Here is a 25,516-nt window from a genome sequence, read left to right as displayed (position 1 = left end):
TGGCAATTCGGTAAGTGGTGGACGCATTACCTTACCCGAAAAGCGCAAGCGTGTGTAGCGCTATCATTTGCTTAACTTCGGGACTTTCCGGGGCGTTCGAGGCGGAGTTCCAGATTAGTTTCTCCAAATCCTTTAAAATAGAGGGTTAAAGAAACCTGAACCGAAGGAATTGAAATGTCTATCTCCAGCACCGAAGAAATCGTCGCCGAGTTGCGCGCTGGCCGCATGGTGATCCTGGTCGACGAAGAAGACCGGGAAAACGAAGGCGACCTGGTGCTCGCGGCCGACTTCGTCACGCCGGAAGCGATCAATTTCATGATCAAGCACGCGCGCGGCCTGGTCTGCCTGACCCTGACCGAGGAACGCTGCAAGCAGCTCGACCTGTCCATGATGACGGCCCGCAACGGCACCTCCTTCGGCACCAACTTCACGGTGTCGATCGAAGCGGCCGAAGGCGTGACCACCGGCATCTCGGCGGCCGACCGCGCCAAGACCATCCAGGTGGCCGTGGCCAAGAACGCCGTGCCGATGGACATCGTGCAGCCGGGCCACATCTTCCCGCTGAAAGCCCAGAAGGGCGGCGTGCTGATGCGCGCCGGCCATACCGAAGCGGGCTGCGACCTGACCGCCATGGCGGGCCTGACCCCGGCCTCGGTGATCTGCGAGATCGTCAAGGACGACGGCACCATGGCGCGCCTGCCGGACCTGCTGGAGTTCGCCCAGGAGCACGGCCTGAAGATCGGCACCATCGCCGACCTGATCCACTACCGCAGCCAGAACGAATGCATCGTCGAGCGCGTGGCCGAGCGTCCGCTGAAGACCGCCTACGGCGACTTCCGCATGATCGCCTTCCGCGACACGCCGACCGGCTCGGCCCACCTGGCGCTGGTGCATGGCGACATGGCCGCCGGCAAGGAATCGCTGGTGCGCGTGCACCAGCCGGTGTCCATCCTGGACCTGCTGGAATCGGAAGCGACCACGCACTCGTGGAACATCTCCTCGTCCATGCAGGCGGTGCAGGCGGCCGAGCAGGGCGTGATCGTGCTGCTTAACTGCGAAGAAACGGCCGACCAGCTGTTCAGCCAGTTCAGCGCGCTGGCCAAGGACGCCAAGCCGCAGGGCCGCGCCGCCAGCATGGGCCTGCGCGACTACGGCATCGGCGCGCAAATCCTGCGCGCGGTTGGCGTGCGCCAGATGAAGTTGCTGGCCAGCCCGCGTAAAATGCCTTCCATGGCAGGTTTCGACCTCGAAGTCACGGGCTACGTTGCCAAGCCGGCCGCGTAAGCCCGTCCACAACACTCATTAATATACACATACAGAAAAGAGGCATGCCATGACCGTAGGAAGCTACGAAACCAATCTGTCCGGCGACGGCTTGCGCGTCGGTATCGTTCAAGCGCGTTTCAACGAAGACGTCTGCCACGGCCTGCTGTCGGCCTGTCTGGCCGAGCTCAAGCACCTGGGCGTTGCCGACGAAGACGTGCTGCACGTGACCGTGCCCGGCGCGCTGGAAATCCCCTTCGTGCTGCAAAAGCTGGCCGAATCGCAGCAGTTCGACGCGCTGATCGCGCTGGGCGCCGTCATCCGTGGCGAAACCTACCACTTCGAACTGGTGTCGAATGAATCGGGCGCGGGCATCACCCGCATCGGCCTGGACTTCGGCATCCCTATCGCCAACGCCGTGCTGACCACCGAAAACGACGAGCAAGCCGAAGTGCGCATGGCCGTCAAAGGCGCGGACGCCGCCCGCGTGGCCGTGGAAATGGCCAATCTGTCGATCGCGCTGGAAGAACTCCAGCAAGACGGCGGCTACGACGAAGAAGAATAATCAGTACTTATAAGAACAGGCAGGAAATCATGACCGACAAATCTACGCACGCCAACCCGAGCAAGAACCGCACGCCGCGCCACCGCGCGCGCGAGTTCGCGCTGCAGGGCCTGTACCAGTGGCTGCTGAACAATGAAGACGCGAAAACCGTCGTCAACCACATCCGCGCCGCGCACGGCTTCGACAAGGCCGACGCCGAGCACTTCACCACGCTGCTGTACGGCACCATCAAGGAATCCGAAGCGCTGCGCGAGACCTTCGCCACGCTGGTGGACCGTGGCGTGGCCGAGCTGTCGCCCATCGAGCACGCCGTGCTGCTGATCGGCGCCTTCGAGCTGAAGAACAACCTGGAAATCCCATACCGCGTCGTCATCAACGAAGCGGTGGAGCTGACCAAATCCTTCGGCGGCATCGACGGCCACAAATACGTGAACGGCGTGCTGGACAAGCTGGCCGGCAAAATGCGCCCGGAAGAAGTCGAGAACGACAAAAAGCGTTGAGATGCAAGGACGTAAAAAAAGCCGCAATCTGCGGCTTTTTTTACGTCTGGAGCAGGCTTACAGGCCGGCCAGCTGGGCGTCCGGCAGTTTGGCCACGGCATTGGCCGCGACGGCGCTTTCCACCTGCTTGGTGGTGGCAGGGGCTGCCGCGATCACCGGATTGGTCGTAGGCACCTTCTTGCCCGCGGAAACGCGCTTCAGCAGCTGGTACTCGTTGAGCACCTTGTTGCCGTAGCCATAATCGGTTTCAAAGGCCGCCGCGCCCACATAGGTCTTCAGGCCGGCTTCGACGGAGCCGCCGCGGGTCACATAATCCTTCAGGATCAGCGAGCCGACGCGGATATTGGCCACCGGGTTCAGCGCAGCCTGCACGCCGCCCATCTCCTGGAACTTCTCATGGTGCACCTTGGACATCACCTGCATCAGGCCCTGCGCGCCCATAGGGCTCTCCGCGAAGGGATTCAGGCCCGACTCGATGGCCATCACGGCCAGGATCAGCAGCGGGTCCAGCTTGATCTCGCGCGCGGTCAGGTAGGCGGTGGAGACCAGCATATTGGTGGCGTCGCCCGCCACGCGGTAGCGCTTGGACAGCCAGGAGGTTACCCATTCCTGCTGCTTGCGGGTGCCCATGATGGCCTTTTCCTCGGCCGTCAGCGGCGCGTCGGCGGCCGCATAGCCGCCGGCAGGCGCTTCCATCAGTTCGTGCAGCGGCGGGGCCGTGACGGCGGCCACGGCGGCAGGTTCTTGCGCCAGGCTCTTGCTCAGGGCATGGGCCAGGTCGGGACGGGCGTACAGGACGGCGATCATGACCAAGGCGCTCACGCCAAAAACGGTCAAAGTGTGTTGCGCGGTAGTCAGCACGCTGCGCACGCTGACGCGCGAGCTTGCCAGGCCAGTAGCGCCACGCGCCAACTGACGGGTAGCATCGGCTACCGAGATGAAACGATTAGTCATTCAGAACTCCCCTGAAATGTCCGTAACGAGCGCACCCCCGCCGCGTCGAAAAACGCAGTCGTATCGATGTGCCAATGCCGTGCATCAGAAATATCATTCGTCCGTAGCCGCACCGTGGGTGCGCGCCGAACGCCATCATTGCTTGCCTGAGCTGTTACTACCTGGAGCGTATGCTGGAGGCGTATGTGTAAACAGTCGCAATACAACTTTTTTCGGGGGTAAGGCAGACGCCTTTTGAAAACACTCCTTAAAATGTCATGTGGAGCCCCGACTCCGTGAATGAATGAGCGACTGGTCGTTAGCGATAAAAGTTGGCTAACAGGCCATGTCCTCTTCAAGTAGGGCAAATTGTAGAAGCCGTTTTATATCACGTCAATACTAACACGGTCGTTCTTTATAACTTTTGAATCTAGATATTTGCCTTGCAAACTAGCAAAAACCAATAAAATCAACCACTTGACTTAAAAACCTCGTCCAGCGCGTCTGGAGCGAAAAAAAAGTAAAAAAGTATGAAATATTCTGATTTGCGAGATTTTATTGCCCAACTGCAAAAAATGGGCGAGCTTAAGCCTGTTTTGACGGCAGTTTCCCCCCATTTAGAGATGACCGAGGTGTGCGACCGCGTTTTGCGGGCCGGCGGGCCGGCGCTGCTGTTCCAGAATCCCACCGGCCACAGCATGCCGGTGCTGGGCAATCTGTTCGGCACCCAGCGCCGCGTGGCGCTCGGCATGGGCGCCCAGGACACCAGCGAGCTGCGCAAGATCGGCCACGTGCTGGCGCGCCTGAAAGAGCCGGAGCCGCCCAAGGGCTTCAAGGATTTGATGGAACTGGGCTCGCTGGTGAAAGCCGTGTGGGACATGTCGCCGAAGGAAATGAAGGGCGCGCCCTGCCAGGACGTCGTCTGGGAAGGCAGCGACGTCGACCTGTCGCGCCTGCCCATCCAGCACTGCTGGCCGGGCGACGTGGCGCCGCTGATCACCTGGGGCCTGGTGATCACCAAGGGGCCGAACAAGAAGCGCCAGAACCTGGGCATCTACCGCCAGCAGGTACTGGGGCGCAACAAGGTCATCATGCGCTGGCTGGCGCACCGGGGCGGCGCGCTGGACTTCCGCGAGCACGCCATCCAGACCAAGGGCAAGCCCTATCCGATCGCGGTGGCGCTGGGCGCCGACCCGGCCACCATCCTGGGCGCGGTGACGCCGGTGCCGGACACCTTGTCCGAATACCAGTTCGCCGGCCTGCTGCGCGGCAGCCGCACCGAGTTGGTGAAAGCCATCGGCAGCGAGCTGCGCGTGCCGGCCTCGGCCGAGATCGTGCTGGAAGGGCATATCTACCCGGACGAGAACCACCCGAGCGGCTACGAGCATGCGCTGGAAGGGCCGTACGGCGACCACACCGGCTACTATAATGAGCAGGACAGCTTCCCGGTGTTCACCATCGACCGCATCACCATGCGGCGCGACCCCATCTACCACTCCACTTACACGGGCAAGCCGCCGGACGAGCCGGCCATGCTGGGCCTGGCGCTGAACGAAGTCTTCGTGCCGCTGCTGCAAAAGCAGTTCAGTGAAATCACCGACTTCCATCTGCCGGCAGAAGGCTGCAGCTACCGCATGGCGGTGGTGCAGATCCGCAAGCAGTACGCCGGCCACGCCAAGCGCGTGATGCTGGGCGTATGGAGCTTCCTGCGCCAGTTCATGTACACCAAGTTCATTGTGGTGGTGGACGAAGACGTCAACATCCGCGACTGGAACGAAGTCATCTGGGCCATCACCACGCGCGTCGACCCCACGCGCGACACCACGCTGGTGGACCACACGCCGATCGACTACCTGGACTTCGCCTCCCCGGTGAGCGGCCTGGGCAGCAAGATGGGCATCGACGCCACCAACAAATGGCCGGGCGAAACCACGCGCGAATGGGGCACCGCCATCGTCATGGCGCCCGAAGTCAAAACCCGCGTCGACCAGATCTGGCAAGAACTCGGCCTATAAGCCCCCGGCAAGTAATCCTAACGTTTCGGACGCTTCCTATAAGCAGCCTCAGCCGCACGTCCTACACCCGGGGTCAGACCCCGAATGTAGGACGTGCGGCTCAGCTCGGTTGGGGGATTAGGCAGATTCGCCGGGAGCGGGTATAATTGCCGTCGGCGGGCCCCTGCGCATTGCGGCATGGCCAACCTGGTCAGGTCGGGAACGAAGCAGCCACAGCTATTCACCGCAAGTGCCGCAGATCAGGCTCGCCTCTTTAGATCAAAAAGCTGCTGATGCAGCTTTTTTTTCGTCCCTTATTCGCCGTCCACTTCCGCCTCGAACGGCTGTTCGCTCACCGTCACCAGCGGGTTTTCCGCCAGCAGCGCCTTGTCCAGCTTGAGCCGGATCTGCTGCCTGCCGTCGGTGACGTAGCGCTTCTCGCCGCCCTTGGCCTGCACCACCAGGTAGGCCGGCTTGTGGAACTTGAAGATCACCACCTTCATCGTCGGCGCCAGCAGGCTCAGCGCACCGGCCACCTTGTCGATGGCGGCGTTGGACTGCGGCACGCTGCCCATCACCGTGGCGTAGTTCCATTGCGCCGCCTCCGGCAGCACCGCCACGATGTCGAAACCGACGCTGGCCTTCTCGCCCTTGGGCTGGTTGGTCCAGATCTTGGCGTCCTCGGCCATCCATTTCTCGTTCGGCACCAGCACCGTGCGGCCCAGCTCGTCCAGCACCAGCGGGGATTTGCCGCCGGCGTGCACCACCGTCAGCTTCAGGCTGCCCGGGGCGATGGCTTTGTTGGCCGGCGTGAAGCGGGCGTACACTTTCAGCTTGTCCCGCTCGGCGGCCGGCAGGCTGTAGAATTTATCCAGCTTCACCGTTTCCACGATTTTCTTGTACGGCGCCCATTCGCGGTCTTCGGCGTGGGCCAGCAGGGGCAGGGCGCACAGCAGGGTTAAAGCCAGTTTTTTCATTTTCTCAATTGTTAAATGGAAAGCAAGAGTGTAAGCGATGTCATGTACAACGTCTAATGTTGACCGCAGCACCGGCTATCTACGGTAAAATCGCTGCCATGTCCTATCAAGTCCTCGCCCGCAAATACCGTCCCCGGAACTTTGAAACGCTCGTCGGCCAAGAGCACGTCGTGCGCGCGCTGACGCACGCGCTGCACAGTGGCCGCCTGCATCATGCTTATCTCTTTACCGGCACGCGGGGCGTCGGCAAGACCACGCTATCGCGCATCCTGGCCAAATCGCTCAATTGCATCGGCCCGGACGGCAGCGGCGGCATCACCGCCACCCCGTGCGGCGTCTGCGAAGCCTGCACCGCCATCGATAGCGGCCGCTTTGTCGACTATATAGAGATGGATGCAGCGTCCAACCGCGGCGTCGACGAGATGGCGCAGTTGCTGGAGCAGGCGGTGTACGCGCCGTCGAATGCGCGCTTCAAGGTCTATATGATCGACGAGGTGCACATGCTGACCAACCACGCCTTCAACTCCATGCTGAAGACGCTGGAGGAGCCGCCGGAGCACGTGAAGTTCATCCTGGCGACCACCGATCCGCAAAAAATCCCGGTCACCGTGCTGTCGCGCTGCCTGCAGTTCAATCTGAAACAGATGCCGCCGGGCCATATCATCAGCCACCTGGACAATATCCTGGGCCAGGAGGGCATCAGCTTTGAACAGCCGGCGCTGCGTTTGCTGGCGCAGGGCGCGCACGGCTCCATGCGCGACGCGCTTTCGCTGACCGACCAGGCCATCGCCTACGCGGCGGGCGAAGTGACGCTGGACGCGGTGCAGGGCATGCTGGGCGCGCTGGACCAGTCCTATCTGATCCGCCTGCTCGACGCGCTGGCCAACCAGGACGGCGCGGACTTGCTGGCCGTGGCCGACGAGATGGCTTCGCGCAGCCTGTCCTACAACGGCGCCTTGCAGGATCTGGGCACCTTGCTGCACCGGATCGCGCTGGCGCAGACGGTGCCGGCGGCGGTGCCGTCCGATCTGCCCGAGTACGCCGACATCGTGCGCCTGGCCTCGGCCTTCGACGCCGAGGAAGTGCAGCTGTATTACCAGATTGCCGTGCATGGCCGCAATGAACTGGGCCTGGCGCCGGATGAGTACGCCGGGTTCTCGATGACCCTGCTGCGCATGCTGGCCTTTCGCCCCGGCGCCGGCGGCGCTGAAGGCGTGCCGGCCGCCGCGCCTGCGGTAGCGCGCGGTCCGGGCGCTGCCCGTGCCGCTGCGGCTGCGGCCGGTTTGAACGTGGGCGGCGCGGCCGCCGGCGCGCAGCAGGGCGGCATGCCTGCGCGCGCCGCGTCGGTGTCCGCCGCCAGCCATTTGTCCGTGCCGCCGCCGTCGGTCGTGGCCGGCGCCGCCGCCATGGCGCGCGCCGATGCTGCCCAGTCCGCTCAAGCGGCTGTGCCGGCGCCGGTGCAGATGGCTGCGCCGGCACAGGCTGCGGCGTATGCATCGCCCGCCCCAGTCCAGCAAGCCCCTGTGCCTGCGCCGACGGCGCCGGCTCCGCAGGCATCGGCCCCGGCACCCATGCCGATGGCGTCCGCGCCAGCCCAGCACGCTCCGGCACCGGCCGCGCCTGGCCAGCCAGCATCTGCGCCCGCGCGCGCGCCTGCATCCGCCGCGCCGCTCAGCCCGGCGCGTGCGGCGATTCAGGCCGCGCTTGAGGCAGCCCGCGCTGCGTCCGGCCAGAAGCCTGTCAGCAGTCGTCCGGCCTTGACGCCGCCAGTGCCCGCAGCGTCCGCTCCGGAGCAGACGCCGGCACAGATCCAGCCTCAAGCCCAGCCCCCGGTGCAGACCCAAGCCTCGGCCCAGGCCGTTGCCGCACCGCTGCGCGAAGCTGCGCCGGCGCCTGTCCGTCCGCCAGCGCCATGGGAAGATGCACCTGCACCGCCAGCGTCTGCCCGCCCGGTCCCGGCCCCGCCGCCTTCCGCGCCTTGGGACGACGCGCCCGCCGCATCTGCCCGCCCCGCGCCCGCTGCCGCGCCCTGGGATGACGGCCGTCCAGCCATGGGCGCAGCCGTAATGGAAGCACCTGCCCAGCAGATGCAGCCGGCGCCACGCCCGGTTCCGCCAGCCGCGCCGCGCCAGGCCGCTCCGGAAGACGATCTGCCGCCCTGGGTCACCGAATTCTCCGACGACAGCGCCATGCCGGCCGACGGCCAGGCCGACGCCGCCCCGCAGGACTACAACCAGCCCGCCCAGCAGCCGACCTTCGCGCCGCGTCCCGCACCGGCGCCGGCCAAGGCGCCGCACGCCTACGTGGTCACCCCGGTTCCCGAGCTGGACTGGGACGGCAACTGGCCCGCGCTGTCGGCCCGCTTGCCGCTGCGCGGCGTGGCCCAGCAGCTGGCCACGCAGGCCGAGCTGATCGCCTGCGCGCCGGACGGCAGCCACAGCGCCGTCTTCCATCTGCGGGTGCCGATTGAAACCTGGCGCACCGCACCCAATGTGGAGAAGCTGGCAGCGGCGCTGACCGAGCGTTTCGCCCGCCCGGTGCGCGTGGAAACCGAACTCGGCCCGACCTGGTACACCGCCAGCGCCGAAGCGCAGGCCCACCGCGCCGCAGTCCAGCGCGCCGCCGAGGAGACCGTGGCGAACGACCCGTTCATCCAAAGCATGATCCGCGAGTTCGGCGCCTTCGTGGTGCCGGGTTCCATCGTGCCGCCGCCGGCGCCGCCCGCGCATTAATTTATACTCACCCGATACGGAGAACACCATCATGATGAAAAACCAACTGGCCGGCCTGATGAAACAGGCGCAAGCAATGCAGGACAATATGAAAAAAGCCCAGGAAGCGCTGGGTTCGATCGAGGTGGAAGGCCAGTCCGGCGCCGGCCTGGTGAAAATCGTCATGACCTGCAAGAACGACGTCAAGCGCGTCTCCATCGACCCGTCGCTGCTGGCCGACGACAAGGACATGCTGGAAGACCTGGTCGCCGCCGCCTTCAACGACGCCGTGCGCAAGGCCGAAGCCACCTCCGCCGAGAAAATGGCCGGCCTGACCTCCGGCATGAACCTGCCGGCCGGCTTCAAGATGCCTTTCTAAACATGTTTATCATCTCGCTCACGTATTTGAAGCCGGCCGAGGAGATCGACGCCCTGCTGGCCGCGCACCGCGAGTACCTGCGCGAGCAGTATGACAACGGCATGTTCCTCATGTCCGGCCGCATGGTGCCGCGCACCGGCGGCATCATCATCGCCACGGCCGACAGCCGCGCCGACATTGAAGCGGTGATCGAGCTCGATCCCTTCAACGAGGCCGGCGCCGCCAGCTACGCCATCACCGAATTCGTGCCGACCATGACGGCCGATATCCTGAGCGCCTTCCAGCAAGGCTGAGAAACCACGCCATGTCGAAATCGCTGGAATTGTTGACGGAGGCCTTGCGCCGCCTGCCCGGCGTGGGGCCGAAATCGGCGCAGCGCATGGCCTACCATTTGCTGCAGCACGACCGCGACGGCGCGGCCATGCTGTCGCGCGCGCTGTACCAGGCGGTGGAGGCCGTGCACCACTGCGCGCTGTGCAATACCTTTACCGAGGACGAAGTCTGCGGCACCTGCCGCGACGAGCAGCGCGACCGCAAGATGCTGTGCGTGGTCGAAACCCCGGCCGACCAGATGATGATAGAGCAGACCCTGACCTACAAGGGACTGTACTTCGTGCTGATGGGCCGGCTGTCGCCGCTGGACGGCATCGGTCCCAAGGATATCCATCTGGAAAAGCTGGTCGAGCGCGCGCAGGACGGCGTGGTCGGCGAGGTGGTGCTGGCCACCAATTTCACCAACGAAGGCGAAGCCACCGCGCACTACATCAGCGAGATGCTGAAGGCGCGCGGCCTGAAGGTGAGCCGTCTGGCGCGCGGCGTGCCGGTCGGCGGCGAGCTTGAATATGTGGACGCGGGCACCATCGCGCGCGCCATGCTAGACAGGCGCGCAACCTAGTGGAAAATACTCCGGCACCCAAACCCACCTCCGGCCCATTGAAGGGCGTCAAAGTCCTTGAACTGGGCACCCTGATCGCGGGGCCGTTCTGCGCCCGCATGCTGGCCGAATTCGGCGCCGAAGTGATCAAGGTGGAGGCGCCCGGCGAGGGCGACCCCATCCGCAAATGGCGGGTGCTGAAGGACGGCACGTCGCTGTGGTGGTCGGTGCAGTCGCGCAACAAGAAAAGCATCACCCTGAATATGAAGGACGCGCGCGCCCGCGCCATTGCGCGGCAGCTGGCGCTGGAAGCGGACATCATCATCGAGAACTACCGCCCCGGCGTGCTGGAGAAGTGGGAGCTGGGCTACGAGCAGCTGAAGGCGCTCAAGCCCTCGCTCATCATGGTGCGCCTGTCCGGCTTCGGGCAGACCGGGCCGATGAAGGACTTGCCCGGCTTCGGCGCCATCGGCGAATCGATGGGCGGGCTGCGCTACGTGTCCGGCCACGCGGACCGGCCGCCGGTGCGGGTGGGCGTGTCCATCGGCGATTCGGTGGCCGCGCTGCACGGCGTGATCGGCGCCATGATGGCGCTGCGCCACCGCGACGCCACCGGCGGCCGCGACGCGGGCCAGGGCCAGATGGTGGACGTGGCGCTGTACGAGTCGGTGTTCAACCTGATGGAATCGCTGGTGCCGGAGTACGACCACGCCGGCGTGGTGCGCGAGCGCACCGGCGGTTCGCTGCCCGGCATCGTGCCGTCCAACACCTACACCACCGGGGACGGCGAGAATATCGTCATTGCCGGCAACGGCGACGCCATTTTCAAGCGCCTGATGCTGGCCATGGGCCGCATCGACATGGCGGGCGACCCGCAGCTCGAGCGCAACGACGGCCGCGTGCAGCGCACGGAGGAGATCGACGGCGCCATCCAGGCCTGGTGCGCCACCCGCACCATAGACGAGGCGCTGGCCGTGCTGAAGGCGGCCGACGTGCCGGCCGGGAAAATCTACTCGGTGCGCGACATGATGAGCGACCCGCAGTTCCTCGCGCGCGGCATGTTCGAGCAGCACCAGTTCGCCGACGGCACGCCGGTCAAGCTGCCGGCCATCTCGCCCAAGCTGTCCGAAACGCCGGGCCATACCAACTGGCTCGGCCCCGCGCTGGGCCAGCACAACGAGGAAGTGCTGCGCACGCTGGGCTACAGCGACGCGGACATCGCCGCGCTGCGCGGCGACGGCGTGCTGTAGCCGGGCGCGCCAGCTTCTACATGCCGTAGCGGTAGGGCACCACCGCGTAATCCTCCACCACCGGCCCGGGGCCGTGGGCCGCCTGGTCCCAGGCGGCCAGCGTGCTGAGCGTGGCCTCCGAGCGGGTGTGCGGGCTCATCAGCTGGAAGCCGCTGGCCGAGCGCCCGGGCGCGATGCGGCCGGCCGCGCCCTGGTCCTGCGCCAGCACCGACCAGCGCACAAAGCTGAGCGAGTCGGTTTCCATGGTCCAGCCCAGCGGAATGCCCGTCACCGTAATGGGCGCGGCCATGCCGAGCGTAAAGCTGACGATGTCCAGCCCGCTGCCCGCGTCTTCCTCATTGATCAGTTCGTAGTTCCAGAAGTCGGTGCAGACCGCGCTGGCCACCCGCGCGCGCAGGCGGCGCGGCGCGTCCGCCGTTGGCGCCGGCAGCTGCACATAGCGGGTGAGCGCCAGCGGGAAGCTGATGCCGTCGACCGTGTAGCTGCCGCGCAGCGTGAGCAGATACTGCGCGCCGGCCAGCATGCCCACGCCGGCGAAGGTGGCCCGGATGCGCGCCACGCCGCTGCGCTCGAGGTCGCCCAGCACCACCGGATAGCCGTGCGGCGGCCCCAGGCGGCGGGCGCAGCCCAGCGTAATGTCGTGGCACATCAAATGGTGGATCGCGGCGCCGCCCGCGTTGATAATTTCAGGAATGACGACCAGTTCGCCGCCCAGGTTTTCGACGATGGGCAGCCCCAGCACCACCTGCATTGCGCTTGGCCAGATTGCCATGATGATCTCCCGAGTATGCTTCTATCACAGCATATTCGGTGCCAGCGCGGCGCAGTCTGATCCAGATCAAGTACTTATGCGGCGCGCCCGCTTAATTCCGCCAGAACTGTCAAAGAAGCTGACGCTTCATGGCGGCGCGGGCGAGGCCGGGGCGCGCTGCGCGGCCAGCATCCGGGTGATGGCGTCCTGCGGCGCGGGGCGGCCGAGGAAATAGCCCTGGGCCATGTCGCAGCCGTACTGTTCCAGCAGCAGGAGCTGCTCGCCGGTTTCCACGCCCTCGGCCACCACGATCATCTTCAGCCCGTGCGCCATGGCGATGATGGCGCGCGTGATGGCGGCGTTTTCGCTGTCCTGCGGCAGGCCGACGATAAAGCTCTTGTCGATTTTCAGCGCGCGCACGTCGAAGCGCTTCAGATAGCTCATGGACGAATAGCCGGTGCCGAAGTCGTCGATCGACAGCAGCACGCCGATGCCGCGCAGCTGCTCCAGCATGATCATGGTGGCGCGCGCGTCGTCCATCAGCGTGCCTTCGGTCAGCTCCAGCTCCAGCAGGCGCGGCTCCAGGCCGGTGTCGCCCAGCGCGGACAGCACGATTTGCGTCAGGTTCTCGTCCTTGAACTGGCGCGCCGACAAATTCACCGCCATGCGGATGGCGCGCCGGCAAGTCTGCTGCCAGGCCTTGGCCTGGGTGCACGCGGTGCGCAGCACCCATTCGCCTATCGGCACGATCAGCCCGGTTTCCTCGGCCAGCGGAATGAAGTCGTTGGGCGGAATAATGCCGTGCTCGGGATGGCGCCAGCGCACCAGCGCCTCCACGCCCACGATCTGCGCGCTGGACACGTCGATCTGCGGCTGGTACAGCAGGTACAGCTCGTTGTTCTGCAGCGCCTTGCGCAGGCCCACCTCCAGTTTCACATGGCTCATGATCTGCATGGTCAGCGAGGAACTGTAGAGCTTGGCGTTGTTCTTGCCGCAGTTCTTGGCGTGGTACATGGCCGTGTCCGCATACTTGAGCAGCGACTCACTGTCCTCGCCGTCGGCCGGGTACAGCGAAATGCCGATGCTGGCGGTGACGAAGATTTCGTTGCCGTCCAGCTGGAAGGGGCGCCGCATGGCGTCCTTCACCCGCTGCGCCACGGCCAGCGCGTTTTCCACCCGCTCCAGGTCGGGGATCAATATGGTGAATTCGTCGCCGCCCAGGCGGGCCAGATGGCTGTGGCTCACCACGTCGCTCGGGCGTATGGTCTCGCGCAGGCGCTCGGACACGGTTTGCAGCAGCAGGTCGCCGACGTTGTGGCCCAGCGTGTCGTTGATGCGCTTGAAGGCGTCCAGGTCCATGAACAGCACGGCGAACTTCTTGCCGGCCTGGCGCGAATGGGCCAGCTCGCGCTCCAGCAATTCCAGGAAGGCCTGCCGGTTGGGAATGCCGGTCAGGCTGTCGCAATAGGCCAGGCGGCGGATCTGCTCCTCGGCGCGCTTGCGTTCGCTGATGTCGCGCACCAGGCCCAGCACGTCGCCGGCGCCGGTGCTGACCAGGCGCGCCTCGAAATGGCGCTGCTGCTGGCCTTGCTGCAATTCATAGTCGAAGGAGCGGATGTGCTGGGTGGCCAGCACCGCCTGGGTCTGCTCCAGCAGCTGGCCCGCGATATGCTCCGGCAGCACCTCGCTCACGTGGCGGCCCACGCAGTGCTCCTGCGGGAAGGCGCTGTTGGCCTCGTGGCCCTGTTCATAGTCGAGGTAGACGCCGTCGCGGTTCAGGCGGAAAAACGTGTCGGGGATGGCGGCCAGCACGGCGCGGTTGTGCGCGTCCGCCACCCGCAGCCGGGCGATGGCGTCGCTGGCGCGCAGCACGTACAGCACGCGGTGGCCGAGGATGGGCCAGTTGATCGGCTTGGACACGAAATCGGTGGCGCCCGCTTCATAGGCGTGGGTCACCGCTTCCAGGTCGTCGCCGCCGGTGACCATAATGATGGGCACGGTGGCGGCCGCCGCATGCGTCTCCAGCGCGCGGATGGCGCTGCAGACTTCGAAACCGTCCATATTCGGCATGTCCACGTCCAGCAGCACCAGGTCGGGCGGCTGGCGCTGGAAGCTGGCGATGGCGGCGGGACCGTCCTCGGCCTCCACCGCGTCCAGGCCCACCTGGGCCAGCATTTCCAGCATCAGCAGGCGCATGACGGGATCGTCGTCGGCCACCAGCACGGTGCCGCGTTTGGGGGATGGGTGCACTGCCATGTCATGCTTCCTTCTCTAGGATGGCGCGGAGCGAGAGCCGCACTGCGTCGAATTCCCGCTCCATGCAGGCCAGCAGGGGGAGGGCGCCATCGGGAAGGCCGGCGCTGGCCAGTTGTTCCAGTTCCCTGCACAGCGCGGCCAGGGCGTCCGCCCCGACGTTGGCGCTGCCCGATTTCAGGCTGTGCGCGGTGCGGCGCACGGTGTCGGGAGCGCTGGCGGCGGCCGGGCTGTGCAAGGCCGAGCGCAGCGCCGCCAGGTGGCGCGGCGTGTCGGCCAGGAAGGCCTGCAGCACGCGCTGGAGCAGGGCGCCGCCCTGGCCGGGGCGCAGCGCGCGGATATTGTCCAGCGCTTGCTGGTTGATGACGGCCGGCAGGTCCGGCAGCAGGGGGGCGTCGGGCGCGCCGACCGGATCGGGGTAGGCGTCGATGTCGGCGCCGGCGTCGGCATCGCGCGCCATGCTGGCCGCCAGCGGCAGCGTGATCCAGTGCGCCAGCGTGTCGCCCAGGCCTTGCTGGGTGAAGGGCTTGCTCAGATAGTCGTCCATGCCGGCCGCCAGGCAGTTTTCGCGGTCGCCCGGCATGGCGTTGGCCGTGATGGCCACCACCGGCAAATGCTGCGCGGCGCCGCGCTGCTGCTCGTGGCGGCGGATTTCGGCCGTGGCCGCCATGCCGTCCATCACCGGCATCTGGCAGTCCATCAGCACCAGGTCGAAGTGGTTGTCGCGCACCGCGTCCAGCGCCTCGGCGCCGTTGGCCGCCAGGCTGACCTCCAGGCCCAGGCCTTGCAGCATGGCCGATGCCACCTCCACGTTGACCGGATTGTCCTCGGCCAGCAGCACCTTGTTGCGCTGGCGGGAGCGCGGCTTGGCGCCGCTGGAAGGGGCTCCTGGCGTGGCCGGGCCTGCCGGCGCCGCGTGTGCTGCGGCGTAGGGGGAGGCCGATGCGAATGCGCCGGCCGGTGCCAGCGGCGCAGGGACCGACGCGGGGGGCGGCTGGCGTGCCCCGTCGCCGGCGCGCACCGGCGTCACGATGCAGTCGTACAAATCGCAGGCGCGTGGCGGCTTGATCAGCTGGAAGGCCACGCCCGCCTCGCGCCGCTGGCGGGTGTCCGCCGCGTTGCGCTCGTCGCTCAGCAGCAGTACGCGCACGGGCGCAATGGCCGGATCGGCCTTGATATCGGCCGCCAGCATCAGGCCGCTGCCCATGCGCTGGTCCATATTGATCAGCGCCACGTCGTAGGGCTGGCCGCGCGCGGCGGCCTCGTGCAGCATGCGCAGCGCCGCGTCCGCGCTGGCGGCGCTGTCGCAGTGCATTTGCCAGCGCGCCAGCTGGCGCTCCAGCAGCAGGCGGCTGTCGCTATGTTGATCGACGATCACGGCACGCATCCCCAAAGTGGCGTTCGGATTGAGCGCCGCGTCCTCCGGCTCGACGCGGCGCTTGTCGAACTGTACGGTGAACCAGAAGATCGAACCTTGCGCTAAAGCATGGTCTATGCCGATAGTGCCGCCCATCAGCTCCACCAGTTGCTTGGAGATCGCCAGCCCCAGGCCGGTGCCGCCGTGCTTGCGCGTGGTGGAACCGTCGGCCTGCGAAAAGGAGTCGAAGATGCGCGCGCGCGCCTCGCGCGATACGCCGATGCCGGTGTCCTGCACCTCGAAGCGCAGGCCCACGGTTTGCGCGTCCTCCGCCGTGACATCGACCTTGACCGTGATCTTGCCGGTCTCGGTGAACTTGATGGCGTTGCCCAGCAGATTGAACAGCACCTGGCGCAGCCGGTTCGGATCGCCGCAGATGGCCACCGGGATATCGTTGGCAATGGCGAACTCCAGCACAATGCGCTTGGCCTGCGCCTGCGGCGAAAAGACGTTGTCGATATCGTCCAGCAGCTCGCGGAAATTGAAGTGGATATATTCCACCGTCAGCTTGCCCGCCTCGATCTTGGAGAAGTCCAGGATGTCGTTAATGATGAACAGCAAATGCTCGCCGGAACGCTTGACCATGCTGGTGTAGTGGCGCTGCTGCGGGCTGAGCGGCGAGGCCAGCAGCAGCTCGGTCATGCCCAGCACGCCGTTCATGGGCGTGCGGATCTCGTGGCTCATGGTCGCCAGGAAATTGCTTTTCGCCCGGCTGGCCGCCTCGGCCGCGTTCTTGGCCTTCTCCAGCTGCTCGGTGCGCACGCCCACCTGGCGCTCGAGCTGGTCGCGGTACTGCGCCAGCTTGGCGTCGCGGCTGGCGATCTGCACCAGCATGTCGTTAAAGCTGTCGATCAGCGCGCCCAGCTCGTCGCTGCGCGCGTGCAGCACCGGCGCGCCCGGCTGGCCGTCCGCCGTCTGCCGCGCCGCCGCGATCAGGCTGGCGATAGGCTCGGCGATATTGTCGCGGAAGCGGCGCGCCAGGAACAGCGCGGTAAAGAAGGACAGCAGCGCCGCCGCCGCCCCCGCCAGCAGATTCTGCAGCACGCCGCGCCACATGCGCGGCAGGCCGGCCTCCACCATCACGGCGCCCACCTGGTCCTGCTGAAAATGCACGGCGCGGAACTGGCGCAGCCCCGGCGCCCAGGGCGGCCCGCACAGCTCGGACGCGCCCGCCTTGCCCAGCTCCGCCAGCGCGCGCGGCGTCAAATCCGGCGGCGGCGGGCTGTCCCGGCCCGGCGCGCTGCGCGACAGCAGCTTGCCGTCGCGGTCAAACAGCGCCACTTGACGAATATCATCGCGGCCGTCGAACGCGGCCAGCGCCAGCACCTGGTCGCCCTGCGCCGGGTCCACATACAGCAGCGCAATCTCGCTGCCGGCCGCCAGCGTGCCGGCCAGCGCGAACAGCTGGCGGCGCTCCTGCTCCAGCTGGCTCATCACATGCGTGCCGGCAAACACCGCAAACGCCAGCAGCAAAGCGCAGCCGGTCGACATGGCGCTGATCAAAGTGAGTTTCCGGCCCAGGCCGGAGCGTTCGAAGCTGAACATATGCCGATCCTGGCAATTTCCGTTAGGAAAAATATAACTGCCAGGAAATCCAGCATCTTGATATGCGTCTAACTTCCTTAAAGCAGGGTCAGGGTTAATTAAATAATTAACCCTGACCCCTTTTTGGTGTGGAGAAAGCTTAGCAGCAGCCGCCGCGCTTGCCGGCGCCGCCGTAGCGCGCTTCCTGGCGCTCGCGGAAGAACTCCTCGTAGCTCATCATGGGCTGATCCGGGTGGGTCTTTTCATGATGGGCCACGTAGGTGTCGTATTCGGGCAGACCGACCATCAGGCGCATGCTTTGCCCGAGGTAGCGGCCGGCCTGGACCAGTTCCTGTAGCATTATTGCACCGCAGGCATGATTTGCATCGGGCTTTCCTGCACGGTCGGCTTGGCGTTGGCGCGGGCGATCAGCGCGGTGCGCACACCGAAGATCAGCACGCTCAGCACCACCACCATGAAGAAGCCGGCCAGCGAGGCGTCCAGATAGTCGTTGAAGACGATCTGCTGCATCTGCGCCATGGACTTGGCCGGGGCCAGCACCTTGTCTTCGGCGATCGCGGCCGAGTACTTGGCGGCGTGGGCCAGGAAGCCGATCTTGGGATTGGCGTCGAAAATCTTCTGCCAGCCGGCGGTCAGCGTGCACAGCAGCAGCCAGACGGTGGGCACCATGGTGACCCAGGCGAAGCGGGCGCGCTTCATCTTGAACAGCACGCAGGTGGCCAGGATCAGCGCAATGCCGGCCAGCATCTGGTTGGCGATGCCGAACAGCGGCCACAGCGTGTTGATGCCGCCCAGCGGGTCGACCACGCCCTGGTACAGGAAGTAGCCCCAGGCCGCCACGCACAGCGCGGTGGCCAGCAGGCCGGCGACCATGTTCTTGGAGTCCTTCATCGACGGCACCATGGCGCCCAGCAGGTCCTGCAGCATGTAGCGGCCGGCGCGGGTGCCCGCGTCCACGGCGGTCAGGATGAACAGCGCTTCGAACAGGATGGCGAAGTGGTACCAGAAGGCCATCATGGCCTTGCCGCCGATCACGTTCGACAGGATGTGGGCCATGCCCACCGCCAGCGTCGGCGCGCCGCCGGCGCGCGAGATGATGGAGTGCTCGCCCACGTCCTTGGCGGTCTGCACCAGCACGTCCGGCGTGATGTGGAAGCCCCAGCCGGAGATGACGGCGGCGGCCGCTTCCGGCGTGGTGCCCAGCAGCGCGGCCGGCGCGTTCATGGCGAAGTAGATGCCCGGATCAATGGTGGACGCGGCCACCAGCGCCATGATGGCGACGAAGGATTCCATCAGCATGGCGCCGTAGCCGATAAAGCGGGCATGCGCTTCGTTTTCGATCATCTTCGGCGTGGTGCCCGAGGAAATCAGCGCGTGGAAGCCGGACACGGCGCCGCAGGCGATGGTGATGAACAGGAAGGGGAACAGATTGCCCGACCACACAGGGCCGGTGCCGTCGATAAACTTGGTCACCGATGGCATTTGCAGCATGGGCGCCACGATCACGATGCCCAGCGCCAGGCCGACGATGGTGCCGATCTTGAGGAAGGTGGACAGGTAGTCGCGCGGCGCCAGCAGCAGCCAGACCGGCAGCACGGAGGCGATGAAGCCGTAGCCGATCAGCATCCAGGTCAGCTCGGTGCCGGTGTAGTTGAACATCGGCGACAGGGCCGGGTTTTCCTGCACGTACTGGCCGCCGACGATGGCCAGCATCAGCAGCACGAAGCCGATAATCGACACTTCGCCGATGCGGCCCACGCGGATATAGCGCGAATACACGCCCATGAACAGCGCGATGGGAATGGTGGCCATGACGGTGAAGCTGCCCCACGGCGAGCCGGTCAGCGCCTTGACCACGATCAGCGCCAGCACCGCCAGGATGATGACCATGATCATGAAAGTGCCCAGCAGCGCGATATTGCCCGGGATCGGACCCAGTTCGGACTTGATCAGGTCGCCCAGCGAGCGGCCGTCGCGGCGCATGGAGATGAACAGCACCATGAAGTCCTGCACGGCGCCGGCGAACACCACGCCGGCCAGGATCCACAGCATGCCGGGCAGGTAGCCCATCTGCGCGGCCAGCACGGGGCCGACCAGGGGACCGGCGCCGGCGATGGCGGCGAAGTGGTGGCCGAACAGCACGTATTTATTGGTGGGAACGTGGTCCAGGCCGTCGTTGAACTTGTAGGCCGGGGTCATGCGGTTCTTGTCCAGGCCCATCACCTCTTTGGCGATGAACAGGCTGTAGAAGCGGTAGGCGATCAGGTAGACGCAGACCGCCGCGATGACGATCCAGATGGCGCTGATGGCTTCGCCGCGCTTGAGCGCGATCACGCCCAGGGCGCCCGCGCCGGCCAGCGACAACGCCGCCCAGCCTGCCTTGCGTAGCATTGCTTGCATGGTATTCCTCCAAGAGAAAGCTATATTTTTCGTAGGGCGGGTTAGGCGGGACGCCGTAACCCGCCATGAGCCGCCATGAACCGCGACAAATGGCGGCTTCCAGCTTATGCCCAGTATTCACCAAGCAAATATCTGCCACAAGCGCAGCACTACGCAGATAGACTACGTACTACTACTGAACGCAGGCGCGCGCCAGCGACGTACAATGCGCGCCATCCTCACCCGGAAGCTCCCACATGAAGCTGCGCCAAAAAGTCATCTTCCTGGCCATCACCCCGCTGATCCTGGCGCTGTGCGCCATGGCGCTGGCCGTGCGCCACCAGGCCAACGTGCTGGCCCAGCAGCAGCGCGACACCATCCAGCAGGCCTACCTGGCCAGCAAGGAGGCCGAGCTGGAGCACTACGTCACCCTGGCCACGCATTCCATCCAGCGCCTCTACCAATCCGGCCGCAAGGACCAGGCCGCCATGGACGAGGCCAAGCGCATCCTGCAGTCGCTCAGCTTTGGCGACGACGGCTATTTCTTCATCTACGACCTGCAGGGCAACGCCCTGATGCACCCGCGCCAGCCCGAGCTGGTGGGGCAGAACCTGTGGGAGCTCAAGGACCAGAACGGCACGCCCACCATCCAGCGCCTGCTGAAGCGCGCCCAGTCCGGCGGCGGCTACGAGCGCTACTACTGGGTCAAGCCGTCCAGCCACCAGCCCGCGCCCAAGCTGGGCTACGTGGTGCTGCTGAAGGACTGGGGCTGGATGATGGGCACCGGCATCTACCTGGACGACGTGGACCGCGCGCTGGCCAAGGTGGACACCCAGCAGCGCGCCAATATCCAGAGCACCATGCTGTGGATTACCGGCATCGCCATCGCCGCCGCGCTGGTGGTGGCGGGCGCCGGGGTGGCGCTCAACATCAGCGAGCTGCGCGTGGCCGACGCCAAGCTCAAGGCGCTGGCGCAGCGCGTGGTGGAGTCGCAGGAGGAGGAGAGGGCGCGCCTGTCGCGCGACCTGCATGACGGCATCTCGCAGTGGCTGGTGTCGATCAAGCTGCAGATCGAGGCCGGCATCATCCGCCTGGGCAACGTCCAGGCCCGCCCGGACCAGTGCGGCGCCGCGCAGGGCGTGTTCGAGCACGCCGCCGAACAGCTCAACAACGTGCTGGGCGAGGTGCGCCGCATCTCCCACAATCTGCGCCCGGCGCTGCTGGATGACCTGGGCCTGGCCGCCGCGCTCAGCCACCTGGCCGAGGAGTTCCGCCTTAGCAGCGCCGTGCCCATCGTCTTCAGCGCCGAGGGCAGCACCGACGACCTGCCCGAGGTGGCCAACACGGTGCTGTTCCGCATCGCCCAGGAAGCGCTGACCAATATCGAGCGCCACGCCGGCGCCGGTCATATCGAGATCAGCCTGACGGGCGCCGACCGCGCCGTCACCCTGCGCATCAGCGACGACGGCCACGGCTTTGACGCCGACAGTATCGCCGTCCACCCCAAGCGCGGCATCGGCCTGCGCAATATGATGGAGCGCATGGAGGCCATAGGCGGCGAGTTCTCCATTTCATCTTCACCGGCCGGCACCGTGCTGCTGGCCCATGTTTCCAACGAAAGCTGACGCCATGACGATCAAAATCCTGCTGGTGGACGACCACCCCCTGGTGCGCGACGGCCTGCGCGCCCGCCTGGAAGCCGTGCCGCAATTCGCCGTGGTGGCCGAGGCGGGCGGGGCGCAGGAAGCGCTGGAGCAGGCGCGTCACTGTGCCGTAGACCTGGTGTTGATGGATATAAACATGCGCGGCGGCAACGGCATCGAAGCCACCGCGCAGTTCCGCGAGCAGTTCCCGGACATCGCCGTGCTCATCCTGTCCATGCACGACAAGCTGGAATACGTGTCGCAAGCCATCCAGGCCGGCGCGCGCGGCTACGTGCTCAAGGACGCGCCCGGCAAGGACATCGTGGTGGCCATCGAGACCGTGATGTCCGGCGGCATCTACTACAGCGCCGCGCTGGCCCGCCAGTTGGCCAAGCCTCAGAACCAGGACGCCCAGCTCACCTCGCGCGAGCACGAGGTGCTGCTGCACATCGCCAACGGCCAGTCCAACAAGCAGATCGCGCGCGACCTGGACCTGTCGGTGCGCACCGTGGAAACCCACCGCCTCAACATCAAGCGCAAGCTCAATATAGAAGGCCAGGCCGAGCTGATACGCTACGCCGTCCAGTTTGCCAACGGCACGCCCTAGCGCACACCGCCGGGCCGGCTGGCAACCCTTATTTTTTGGCCGTCGGGCGGGTGCAACAATGTCACATTTTGAGCGCGCACTCTAGCGCGCGGAACCTGTCCAATCAGCAATTTCTGCTATATTCCTGCTCCCGGAGCCTGGGACATGTGAACTGTTGTTATTTGTCGTTCAAAGAATTGCCTTGAATCAATATTTGCTCTACCATTGCAAGCACTACCCACACCGAGATACTGATGTCTTTGTCTGAAACAAGCCCATTTCCTCTGGTGGGTCTTACAGCGGTGTCCAACGCTCAAAACGAGTGGGTGGCCCTGTCATTCCAAATTTCCGCCGTCCCCGACGAAAGCCAGCTGACCACGCTGCAAACCGTGTTCGGCTATCCCGACATGGACGCCGCGCTGGCGCCGCTGGACTACATCGTCACCATTGCCGGCCTGCAGCAATATGACGTGAGCCAGCTGGCCTTCCTGCAGCCGGCCCGCACCATCTTGCGCGTGCCCGCGCAGGACTGCGGCGAGCCCGCCATGCAGGCCAAGTGCAAGCAGCTGGCCGAGGCCGGCTACCGCCTGATGGTGGACGGCGAAGTGGGCGTTAACGCCGGCAAATGCGCCATCCGCAGCCTGGCCTTCAACTGCCGCGAGGCCCTGCCCAGCGAACTGACCATGCTCACCATGGCCGGCCCGCACCTGGCGCTGCAGGTCGACACGCCGGCCCGCCTGGCCGAATGCAGCGCAGCCGGCTTTACCCTGTTCAGCGGCGACTACGTGCGCCATCCGCAGCGCGAAAGCAGCACGGCGGACGGCACCTCGCGCAAGCGCCTGCTGGCGCTGCTCGGCCTGCTGGCGCGCGACGCCGACTCGCGCGAACTGGAAATCCTGCTCAAGCAAGACCCGGCCCTGGCCTATCATCTGTTAAAAGTGGTGAATTCGGCCGCTTTCGCGCCCAAGTCGCCCATCCACAGCTTCGGCCAGGCCATCAATGTGCTGGGCCGGCGCCAGTTGCAGCGCTGGCTGCAATTGCTGCTGTACGCGCGCCAGCAGGACGACGGCGGCGCCAACGCGCTGCTGCCGCTGGCGGCGGTGCGCGCGGCGCGCATGGAGGCGCTGGCCAAATTGCGCGGCGGCGACCGCGACCAGCAGGACATGGCCTTCGTGGCCGGCGTGTTCTCGCTGCTCGACGTGCTGCTGGACATGCCGATGACGGAAATCGTCAGCGCCCTCAGCCTGGACCTGGACGTGGTCATGGCCCTGCTGGACCGCGCCGGCCCCATGGGCGACATGCTCACCCTGGTGGAGCAGGACATGCCCGACAGCAGCGCCCTGCGCGACGCCGGCATCGACAACGAGGCCAACTGGCGCAGCCTGCTGCAAGCCTGCCACTGGGCCATCCAGGTGAGCAGGAACCTCTAGCCATGCTGGCCCACCCGGTATCCGACTTCCTGGGCAGCAGCGCGGCACTGTGCGACGCCGTACTGCGCTTGCGCGGTGCAGCCCTGGCGGAAGAGCTGGGCCGCATCGCCTGCGGCGTGGTGCACGCCCCGCGCGGCCGCTACCTGCCCGCCGGTACGGAAGGGCAGGACGCCGACCCCGCCTACGTGGACAGCCTGGTGCAGGAAGTGCGCTTCGACAAGCAATACTTCGGCCGCTTCGAGCTGGCCGGCCGCGGCAGCTACAGCGACACCGAGCGCCAGCACCTGGCCAGCCTGGCCGCGCTGGCCGCCAGCGTGTTGCAAGTGCACTGCATCGCCCAGCGCAGCACGCACGCCTACGTGCAGGTGGAAGCGCAGCTGCAGCACCAGTCCCAGATCCTCGACCAGATCCACGAATCCGTGCTGACGATGGACATGAACGGCTTCATCACCAGCTGGAACAAGGGCGCCGAGCGGTTGTTCGGCTACACCCCGGTGGAAGCGGTGGGGCGCAACATCCTGTTCCTGTACGACGACGAAGACATGGGCTTCAGCGACCCCTTCCTGGAGCACGGCGGCCGCCTGATGGAAGTGCGGCGCAAGAAAAAATCCGGCGAAGTGTTCTGGGCCAGCCTGTCGCTGTCCACGCTGCACGACATGGACGGCAAGCCCACCGGCATGATCGCCTACCTGACCGACATCACCGAGCGCAAGCTGGCCGAAGAACGCATCCACCACCTGGCCTACTACGACGCGCTGACCGGCCTGCCCAACCGCACCCTGCTGACCAAGCTGGTGGACCAGGCGCTGACCGTGGCCCAGCGCAGCAAGCTGCACGGCTGCGTGCTATTCATCGACCTGAACCGCTTCAAGCTCATCAACGACACCCTGGGCCGGCGCATCGGCGACGCCCTGCTGAAAGAAGCCGCCGCGCGCTTCCGCTTGGTGCTGCGCGACCAGGACCTGGTGGCGCGGCTGGGCGGCGACGAATTTGCCGTTGGCCTGTTCGACATTGGCCAGCACTACGAAGCGAGCCGCGTGGCGCACAAGCTGCTGGCCGCGCTGAACGAACCCTTCCTGGTCGAAGGGCACGACTTGCGCGTGGGCGCCAGCATCGGCATCAGCGTCTACCCGCAGGACGGCAGCGACGCCGAAACCCTGCTGCGGCTGGCCGACATCGCCATGTACCGCGCCAAGCAGGGCGGCGATTCCGACGCCGAGCACGTCGCCTTCTACAGCCGCGACATGAACCAGGGCATGCAGGAGCGCATGCGCATCGAAACCGGGCTGCGCCAGGCGCTGGGCAGCGGCCAGCTCGAGCTGCACTACCAGCCCAAGTTCTCCATCGCCGACAGCAAGATCATCGGCGCCGAAGCGCTGGTGCGCTGGCGCCACCCCGAGCGCGGTCTGGTGCCGCCGGCCGAATTCATCCCGCTGGCCGAAGCCACCGGCCTGGTGGTGCAAGTGGGCGAATGGGTGCTCGAAGCGGCCTGCGCGCAAGCGCAAACCTGGAAAGACGCCGGCCTGCCGCCGATCCGCCTGGCGGTCAACGTCTCCGCGCGCGAATTCACCTCCGCCTTGCCGGGCCGGGTGAAAGAGACGCTGGAGCGCTACGGGCTGGAGCCGTGCTGGCTGGAGCTGGAAATCACCGAAAGCACGCTGATGCACAACATCGACCGCGTGATCGGCATCATGGACCGCATCACGGCCTTGGGCGTGACGCTGTCGCTGGACGACTTCGGCACCGGCTACTCCAGTTTGTCGTACCTGAAGCGCTTCCCGATCGACACCCTGAAGATAGACCGCTCCTTCACCACCGGCATCCCGAGCGACGCCAGCGACTGCGCGATAGCCAGCACCATCATCAGCATTGCCCAGCAGCTCAACCACAAAGTGATAGCCGAAGGGGTGGAGACGGTAGAGCAGCTAGCCTTCCTGAAAGACAGCGGCTGCGACGAAGTGCAAGGCTACCTGTTCTCCAAACCATTGCCCGCCAGCGAATTTGAGAAGGCCTTGAGGGAAGACTGGCTGGCGGACGGGCGCTAAGCCTGTATAATGCTGCTCGCT

20 protein-coding genes and 1 other RNA gene are annotated in these 25,516 nt (G+C 65.8%); 14 read left to right on the top strand and 7 right to left on the bottom strand.

From position 1 onward, the window contains the following. Positions 1-174 precede the first annotated feature (174 nt). Genes ribBA through nusB form a run of 3 tightly spaced genes read left to right on the top strand, consistent with a single transcriptional unit; the run spans position 175 to position 2,328 of the window. Positions 175-1,284 carry a bifunctional 3,4-dihydroxy-2-butanone-4-phosphate synthase/GTP cyclohydrolase II gene (gene ribBA / locus KT882_RS23110; protein ID WP_228893418.1) on the top strand — a complete coding sequence of 370 codons (1,110 nt, stop codon included), beginning with the start codon at positions 175-177 and terminating at the stop codon, positions 1,282-1,284. A gap of 49 nt (positions 1,285-1,333) precedes the next feature. Beyond that, complete coding sequence (gene ribH, locus KT882_RS23105; RefSeq protein ID WP_161074770.1) at positions 1,334-1,828, top strand: 6,7-dimethyl-8-ribityllumazine synthase; 495 nt, start codon at positions 1,334-1,336, stop codon at positions 1,826-1,828. Positions 1,829-1,857: 29 nt separating this feature from the next. Beyond that, entirely contained in the window at positions 1,858-2,328 is a 471-nt protein-coding gene (gene nusB, locus KT882_RS23100; protein WP_161074771.1) for a transcription antitermination factor NusB, read from the top strand. 57 nt (positions 2,329-2,385) lie between these two features. On the opposite strand, the gene KT882_RS23095 is transcribed toward nusB, so the two are convergent. Next, a complete protein-coding gene (locus KT882_RS23095; protein ID WP_161074772.1) occupies positions 2,386-3,282 on the bottom strand; it encodes a lytic transglycosylase domain-containing protein in 897 nt (298 codons plus the stop codon). Positions 3,283-3,791: 509 nt separating this feature from the next. Here KT882_RS23095 and ubiD point away from each other — a divergent pair. Both ubiD and ffs read left to right on the top strand, forming a co-directional pair. After that, positions 3,792-5,276, top strand: a complete 1,485-nt coding sequence (gene ubiD / locus KT882_RS23090; RefSeq protein ID WP_228893417.1) for a 4-hydroxy-3-polyprenylbenzoate decarboxylase — start codon at positions 3,792-3,794, stop codon at positions 5,274-5,276. 154 nt (positions 5,277-5,430) lie between these two features. Then, positions 5,431-5,529: signal recognition particle sRNA small type (gene ffs / locus KT882_RS23085), an RNA gene on the top strand. 40 nt (positions 5,530-5,569) lie between these two features. Here the strand turns inward: ffs and KT882_RS23080 are convergent. Continuing rightward, a complete protein-coding gene (locus KT882_RS23080) occupies positions 5,570-6,232 on the bottom strand; it encodes a hypothetical protein (RefSeq protein WP_161074774.1) in 663 nt (220 codons plus the stop codon). 98 nt (positions 6,233-6,330) lie between these two features. Between KT882_RS23080 and dnaX the strand changes: the two genes are divergently transcribed. From dnaX to KT882_RS23055, 5 genes are read left to right on the top strand one after another with little or no spacing between them, the layout of a single operon-like run. Continuing rightward, positions 6,331-8,964 (top strand): DNA polymerase III subunit gamma/tau, encoded by a 2,634-nt coding sequence (gene dnaX / locus KT882_RS23075; RefSeq protein ID WP_228893416.1) that lies wholly within the window; start codon positions 6,331-6,333, stop codon positions 8,962-8,964. 31 nt (positions 8,965-8,995) lie between these two features. After that, positions 8,996-9,322, top strand: a complete 327-nt coding sequence (locus KT882_RS23070; protein ID WP_228893415.1) for a YbaB/EbfC family nucleoid-associated protein — start codon at positions 8,996-8,998, stop codon at positions 9,320-9,322. 2 nt (positions 9,323-9,324) lie between these two features. Further along, complete coding sequence (locus KT882_RS23065; protein WP_161073098.1) at positions 9,325-9,615, top strand: YciI family protein; 291 nt, start codon at positions 9,325-9,327, stop codon at positions 9,613-9,615. A gap of 11 nt (positions 9,616-9,626) precedes the next feature. After that, a complete protein-coding gene (recR, locus tag KT882_RS23060; RefSeq protein WP_161073097.1) occupies positions 9,627-10,217 on the top strand; it encodes a recombination mediator RecR in 591 nt (196 codons plus the stop codon). Beyond that, entirely contained in the window at positions 10,217-11,446 is a 1,230-nt protein-coding gene (locus tag KT882_RS23055; protein WP_228893414.1) for a CaiB/BaiF CoA transferase family protein, read from the top strand. Before recR ends, KT882_RS23055 begins: the two co-directional genes overlap by 1 nt. A 16-nt stretch (positions 11,447-11,462) precedes the next feature. Here KT882_RS23055 and KT882_RS23050 read toward each other — a convergent pair whose 3' ends face one another. The 5 genes from KT882_RS23050 to KT882_RS23030 all read right to left on the bottom strand — a co-directional run bounded on the left by KT882_RS23050 (position 11,463) and on the right by KT882_RS23030 (position 19,812). After that, positions 11,463-12,218 carry a hypothetical protein gene (locus tag KT882_RS23050; RefSeq protein WP_161073096.1) on the bottom strand — a complete coding sequence of 252 codons (756 nt, stop codon included), beginning with the start codon at positions 12,216-12,218 and terminating at the stop codon, positions 11,463-11,465. Between the two features lie 126 nt (positions 12,219-12,344). Then, complete coding sequence (locus tag KT882_RS23045; RefSeq protein ID WP_161073095.1) at positions 12,345-14,453, bottom strand: putative bifunctional diguanylate cyclase/phosphodiesterase; 2,109 nt, start codon at positions 14,451-14,453, stop codon at positions 12,345-12,347. 1 nt (position 14,454) lies between these two features. Further along, the gene (locus KT882_RS23040) at positions 14,455-17,412 is read right to left on the bottom strand and encodes a hybrid sensor histidine kinase/response regulator (RefSeq protein ID WP_228893413.1); all 2,958 of its coding nucleotides are present in this window, start codon (positions 17,410-17,412) and stop codon (positions 14,455-14,457) included. 139 nt (positions 17,413-17,551) lie between these two features. Continuing rightward, positions 17,552-17,752: a YbdD/YjiX family protein gene (locus KT882_RS23035; protein ID WP_161073093.1), complete on the bottom strand. Its 201-nt coding sequence runs from the start codon at positions 17,750-17,752 to the stop codon at positions 17,552-17,554. Then, positions 17,752-19,812, bottom strand: coding sequence for a carbon starvation CstA family protein (locus KT882_RS23030; RefSeq protein WP_161073092.1), 2,061 nt, complete (start codon positions 19,810-19,812; stop codon positions 17,752-17,754). The genes KT882_RS23035 and KT882_RS23030 overlap by 1 nt, the downstream gene beginning before the upstream one ends. Positions 19,813-20,048: 236 nt before the next feature. Between KT882_RS23030 and KT882_RS23025 the strand changes: the two genes are divergently transcribed. The 4 genes from KT882_RS23025 (at position 20,049) to KT882_RS23010 (ending at position 25,495) form a co-directional block, all read left to right on the top strand. Then, positions 20,049-21,416 (top strand): cache domain-containing protein, encoded by a 1,368-nt coding sequence (locus tag KT882_RS23025; protein WP_161073091.1) that lies wholly within the window; start codon positions 20,049-20,051, stop codon positions 21,414-21,416. A 4-nt stretch (positions 21,417-21,420) separates the two neighbouring features. Further along, complete coding sequence (locus KT882_RS23020) at positions 21,421-22,041, top strand: response regulator (protein ID WP_161073090.1); 621 nt, start codon at positions 21,421-21,423, stop codon at positions 22,039-22,041. A gap of 305 nt (positions 22,042-22,346) precedes the next feature. After that, positions 22,347-23,450, top strand: coding sequence for an EAL and HDOD domain-containing protein (locus tag KT882_RS23015; RefSeq protein ID WP_321170287.1), 1,104 nt, complete (start codon positions 22,347-22,349; stop codon positions 23,448-23,450). Positions 23,451-23,452: 2 nt separating this feature from the next. Continuing rightward, positions 23,453-25,495 (top strand): putative bifunctional diguanylate cyclase/phosphodiesterase, encoded by a 2,043-nt coding sequence (locus KT882_RS23010; RefSeq protein WP_161073088.1) that lies wholly within the window; start codon positions 23,453-23,455, stop codon positions 25,493-25,495. Positions 25,496-25,516: the final 21 nt, after the last annotated feature.

This window comes from Pseudoduganella aquatica (assembly GCF_020865585.1).
GTDB lineage: Bacteria > Pseudomonadota > Gammaproteobacteria > Burkholderiales > Burkholderiaceae_D > Rugamonas > Rugamonas aquatica_A.
The sequence above is the reverse complement of the archived record's forward strand: the minus strand, read 5'-3'. Positions and strand labels throughout refer to the sequence as shown.

Excerpts from the sequence above, each read along its gene's own strand:
- KT882_RS23030 (WP_161073092.1), bottom strand. The coding sequence starts at position 19,812 with ATGCAAGCAATGCTACGCAAGGCAGGCTGGGCGGCGTTGTCGCTGGCC.
- KT882_RS23025 (WP_161073091.1), top strand. The coding sequence starts at position 20,049 with ATGAAGCTGCGCCAAAAAGTCATCTTCCTGGCCATCACCCCGCTGATC.
- KT882_RS23080 (WP_161074774.1), bottom strand. The coding sequence starts at position 6,232 with ATGAAAAAACTGGCTTTAACCCTGCTGTGCGCCCTGCCCCTGCTGGCC.
- KT882_RS23020 (WP_161073090.1), top strand. The coding sequence starts at position 21,421 with ATGACGATCAAAATCCTGCTGGTGGACGACCACCCCCTGGTGCGCGAC.
- KT882_RS23010 (WP_161073088.1), top strand. The coding sequence starts at position 23,453 with ATGCTGGCCCACCCGGTATCCGACTTCCTGGGCAGCAGCGCGGCACTG.
- KT882_RS23035 (WP_161073093.1), bottom strand. The coding sequence starts at position 17,752 with ATGCTACAGGAACTGGTCCAGGCCGGCCGCTACCTCGGGCAAAGCATG.
- KT882_RS23050 (WP_161073096.1), bottom strand. The coding sequence starts at position 12,218 with ATGGCAATCTGGCCAAGCGCAATGCAGGTGGTGCTGGGGCTGCCCATC.
- ribH (WP_161074770.1), top strand. The coding sequence starts at position 1,334 with ATGACCGTAGGAAGCTACGAAACCAATCTGTCCGGCGACGGCTTGCGC.
- KT882_RS23040 (WP_228893413.1), bottom strand. The coding sequence starts at position 17,412 with ATGTTCAGCTTCGAACGCTCCGGCCTGGGCCGGAAACTCACTTTGATC.
- ubiD (WP_228893417.1), top strand. The coding sequence starts at position 3,792 with ATGAAATATTCTGATTTGCGAGATTTTATTGCCCAACTGCAAAAAATG.
- dnaX (WP_228893416.1), top strand. The coding sequence starts at position 6,331 with ATGTCCTATCAAGTCCTCGCCCGCAAATACCGTCCCCGGAACTTTGAA.
- ribBA (WP_228893418.1), top strand. The coding sequence starts at position 175 with ATGTCTATCTCCAGCACCGAAGAAATCGTCGCCGAGTTGCGCGCTGGC.
- KT882_RS23070 (WP_228893415.1), top strand. The coding sequence starts at position 8,996 with ATGATGAAAAACCAACTGGCCGGCCTGATGAAACAGGCGCAAGCAATG.
- KT882_RS23045 (WP_161073095.1), bottom strand. The coding sequence starts at position 14,453 with ATGGCAGTGCACCCATCCCCCAAACGCGGCACCGTGCTGGTGGCCGAC.
- nusB (WP_161074771.1), top strand. The coding sequence starts at position 1,858 with ATGACCGACAAATCTACGCACGCCAACCCGAGCAAGAACCGCACGCCG.
- KT882_RS23065 (WP_161073098.1), top strand. The coding sequence starts at position 9,325 with ATGTTTATCATCTCGCTCACGTATTTGAAGCCGGCCGAGGAGATCGAC.
- recR (WP_161073097.1), top strand. The coding sequence starts at position 9,627 with ATGTCGAAATCGCTGGAATTGTTGACGGAGGCCTTGCGCCGCCTGCCC.
- KT882_RS23095 (WP_161074772.1), bottom strand. The coding sequence starts at position 3,282 with ATGACTAATCGTTTCATCTCGGTAGCCGATGCTACCCGTCAGTTGGCG.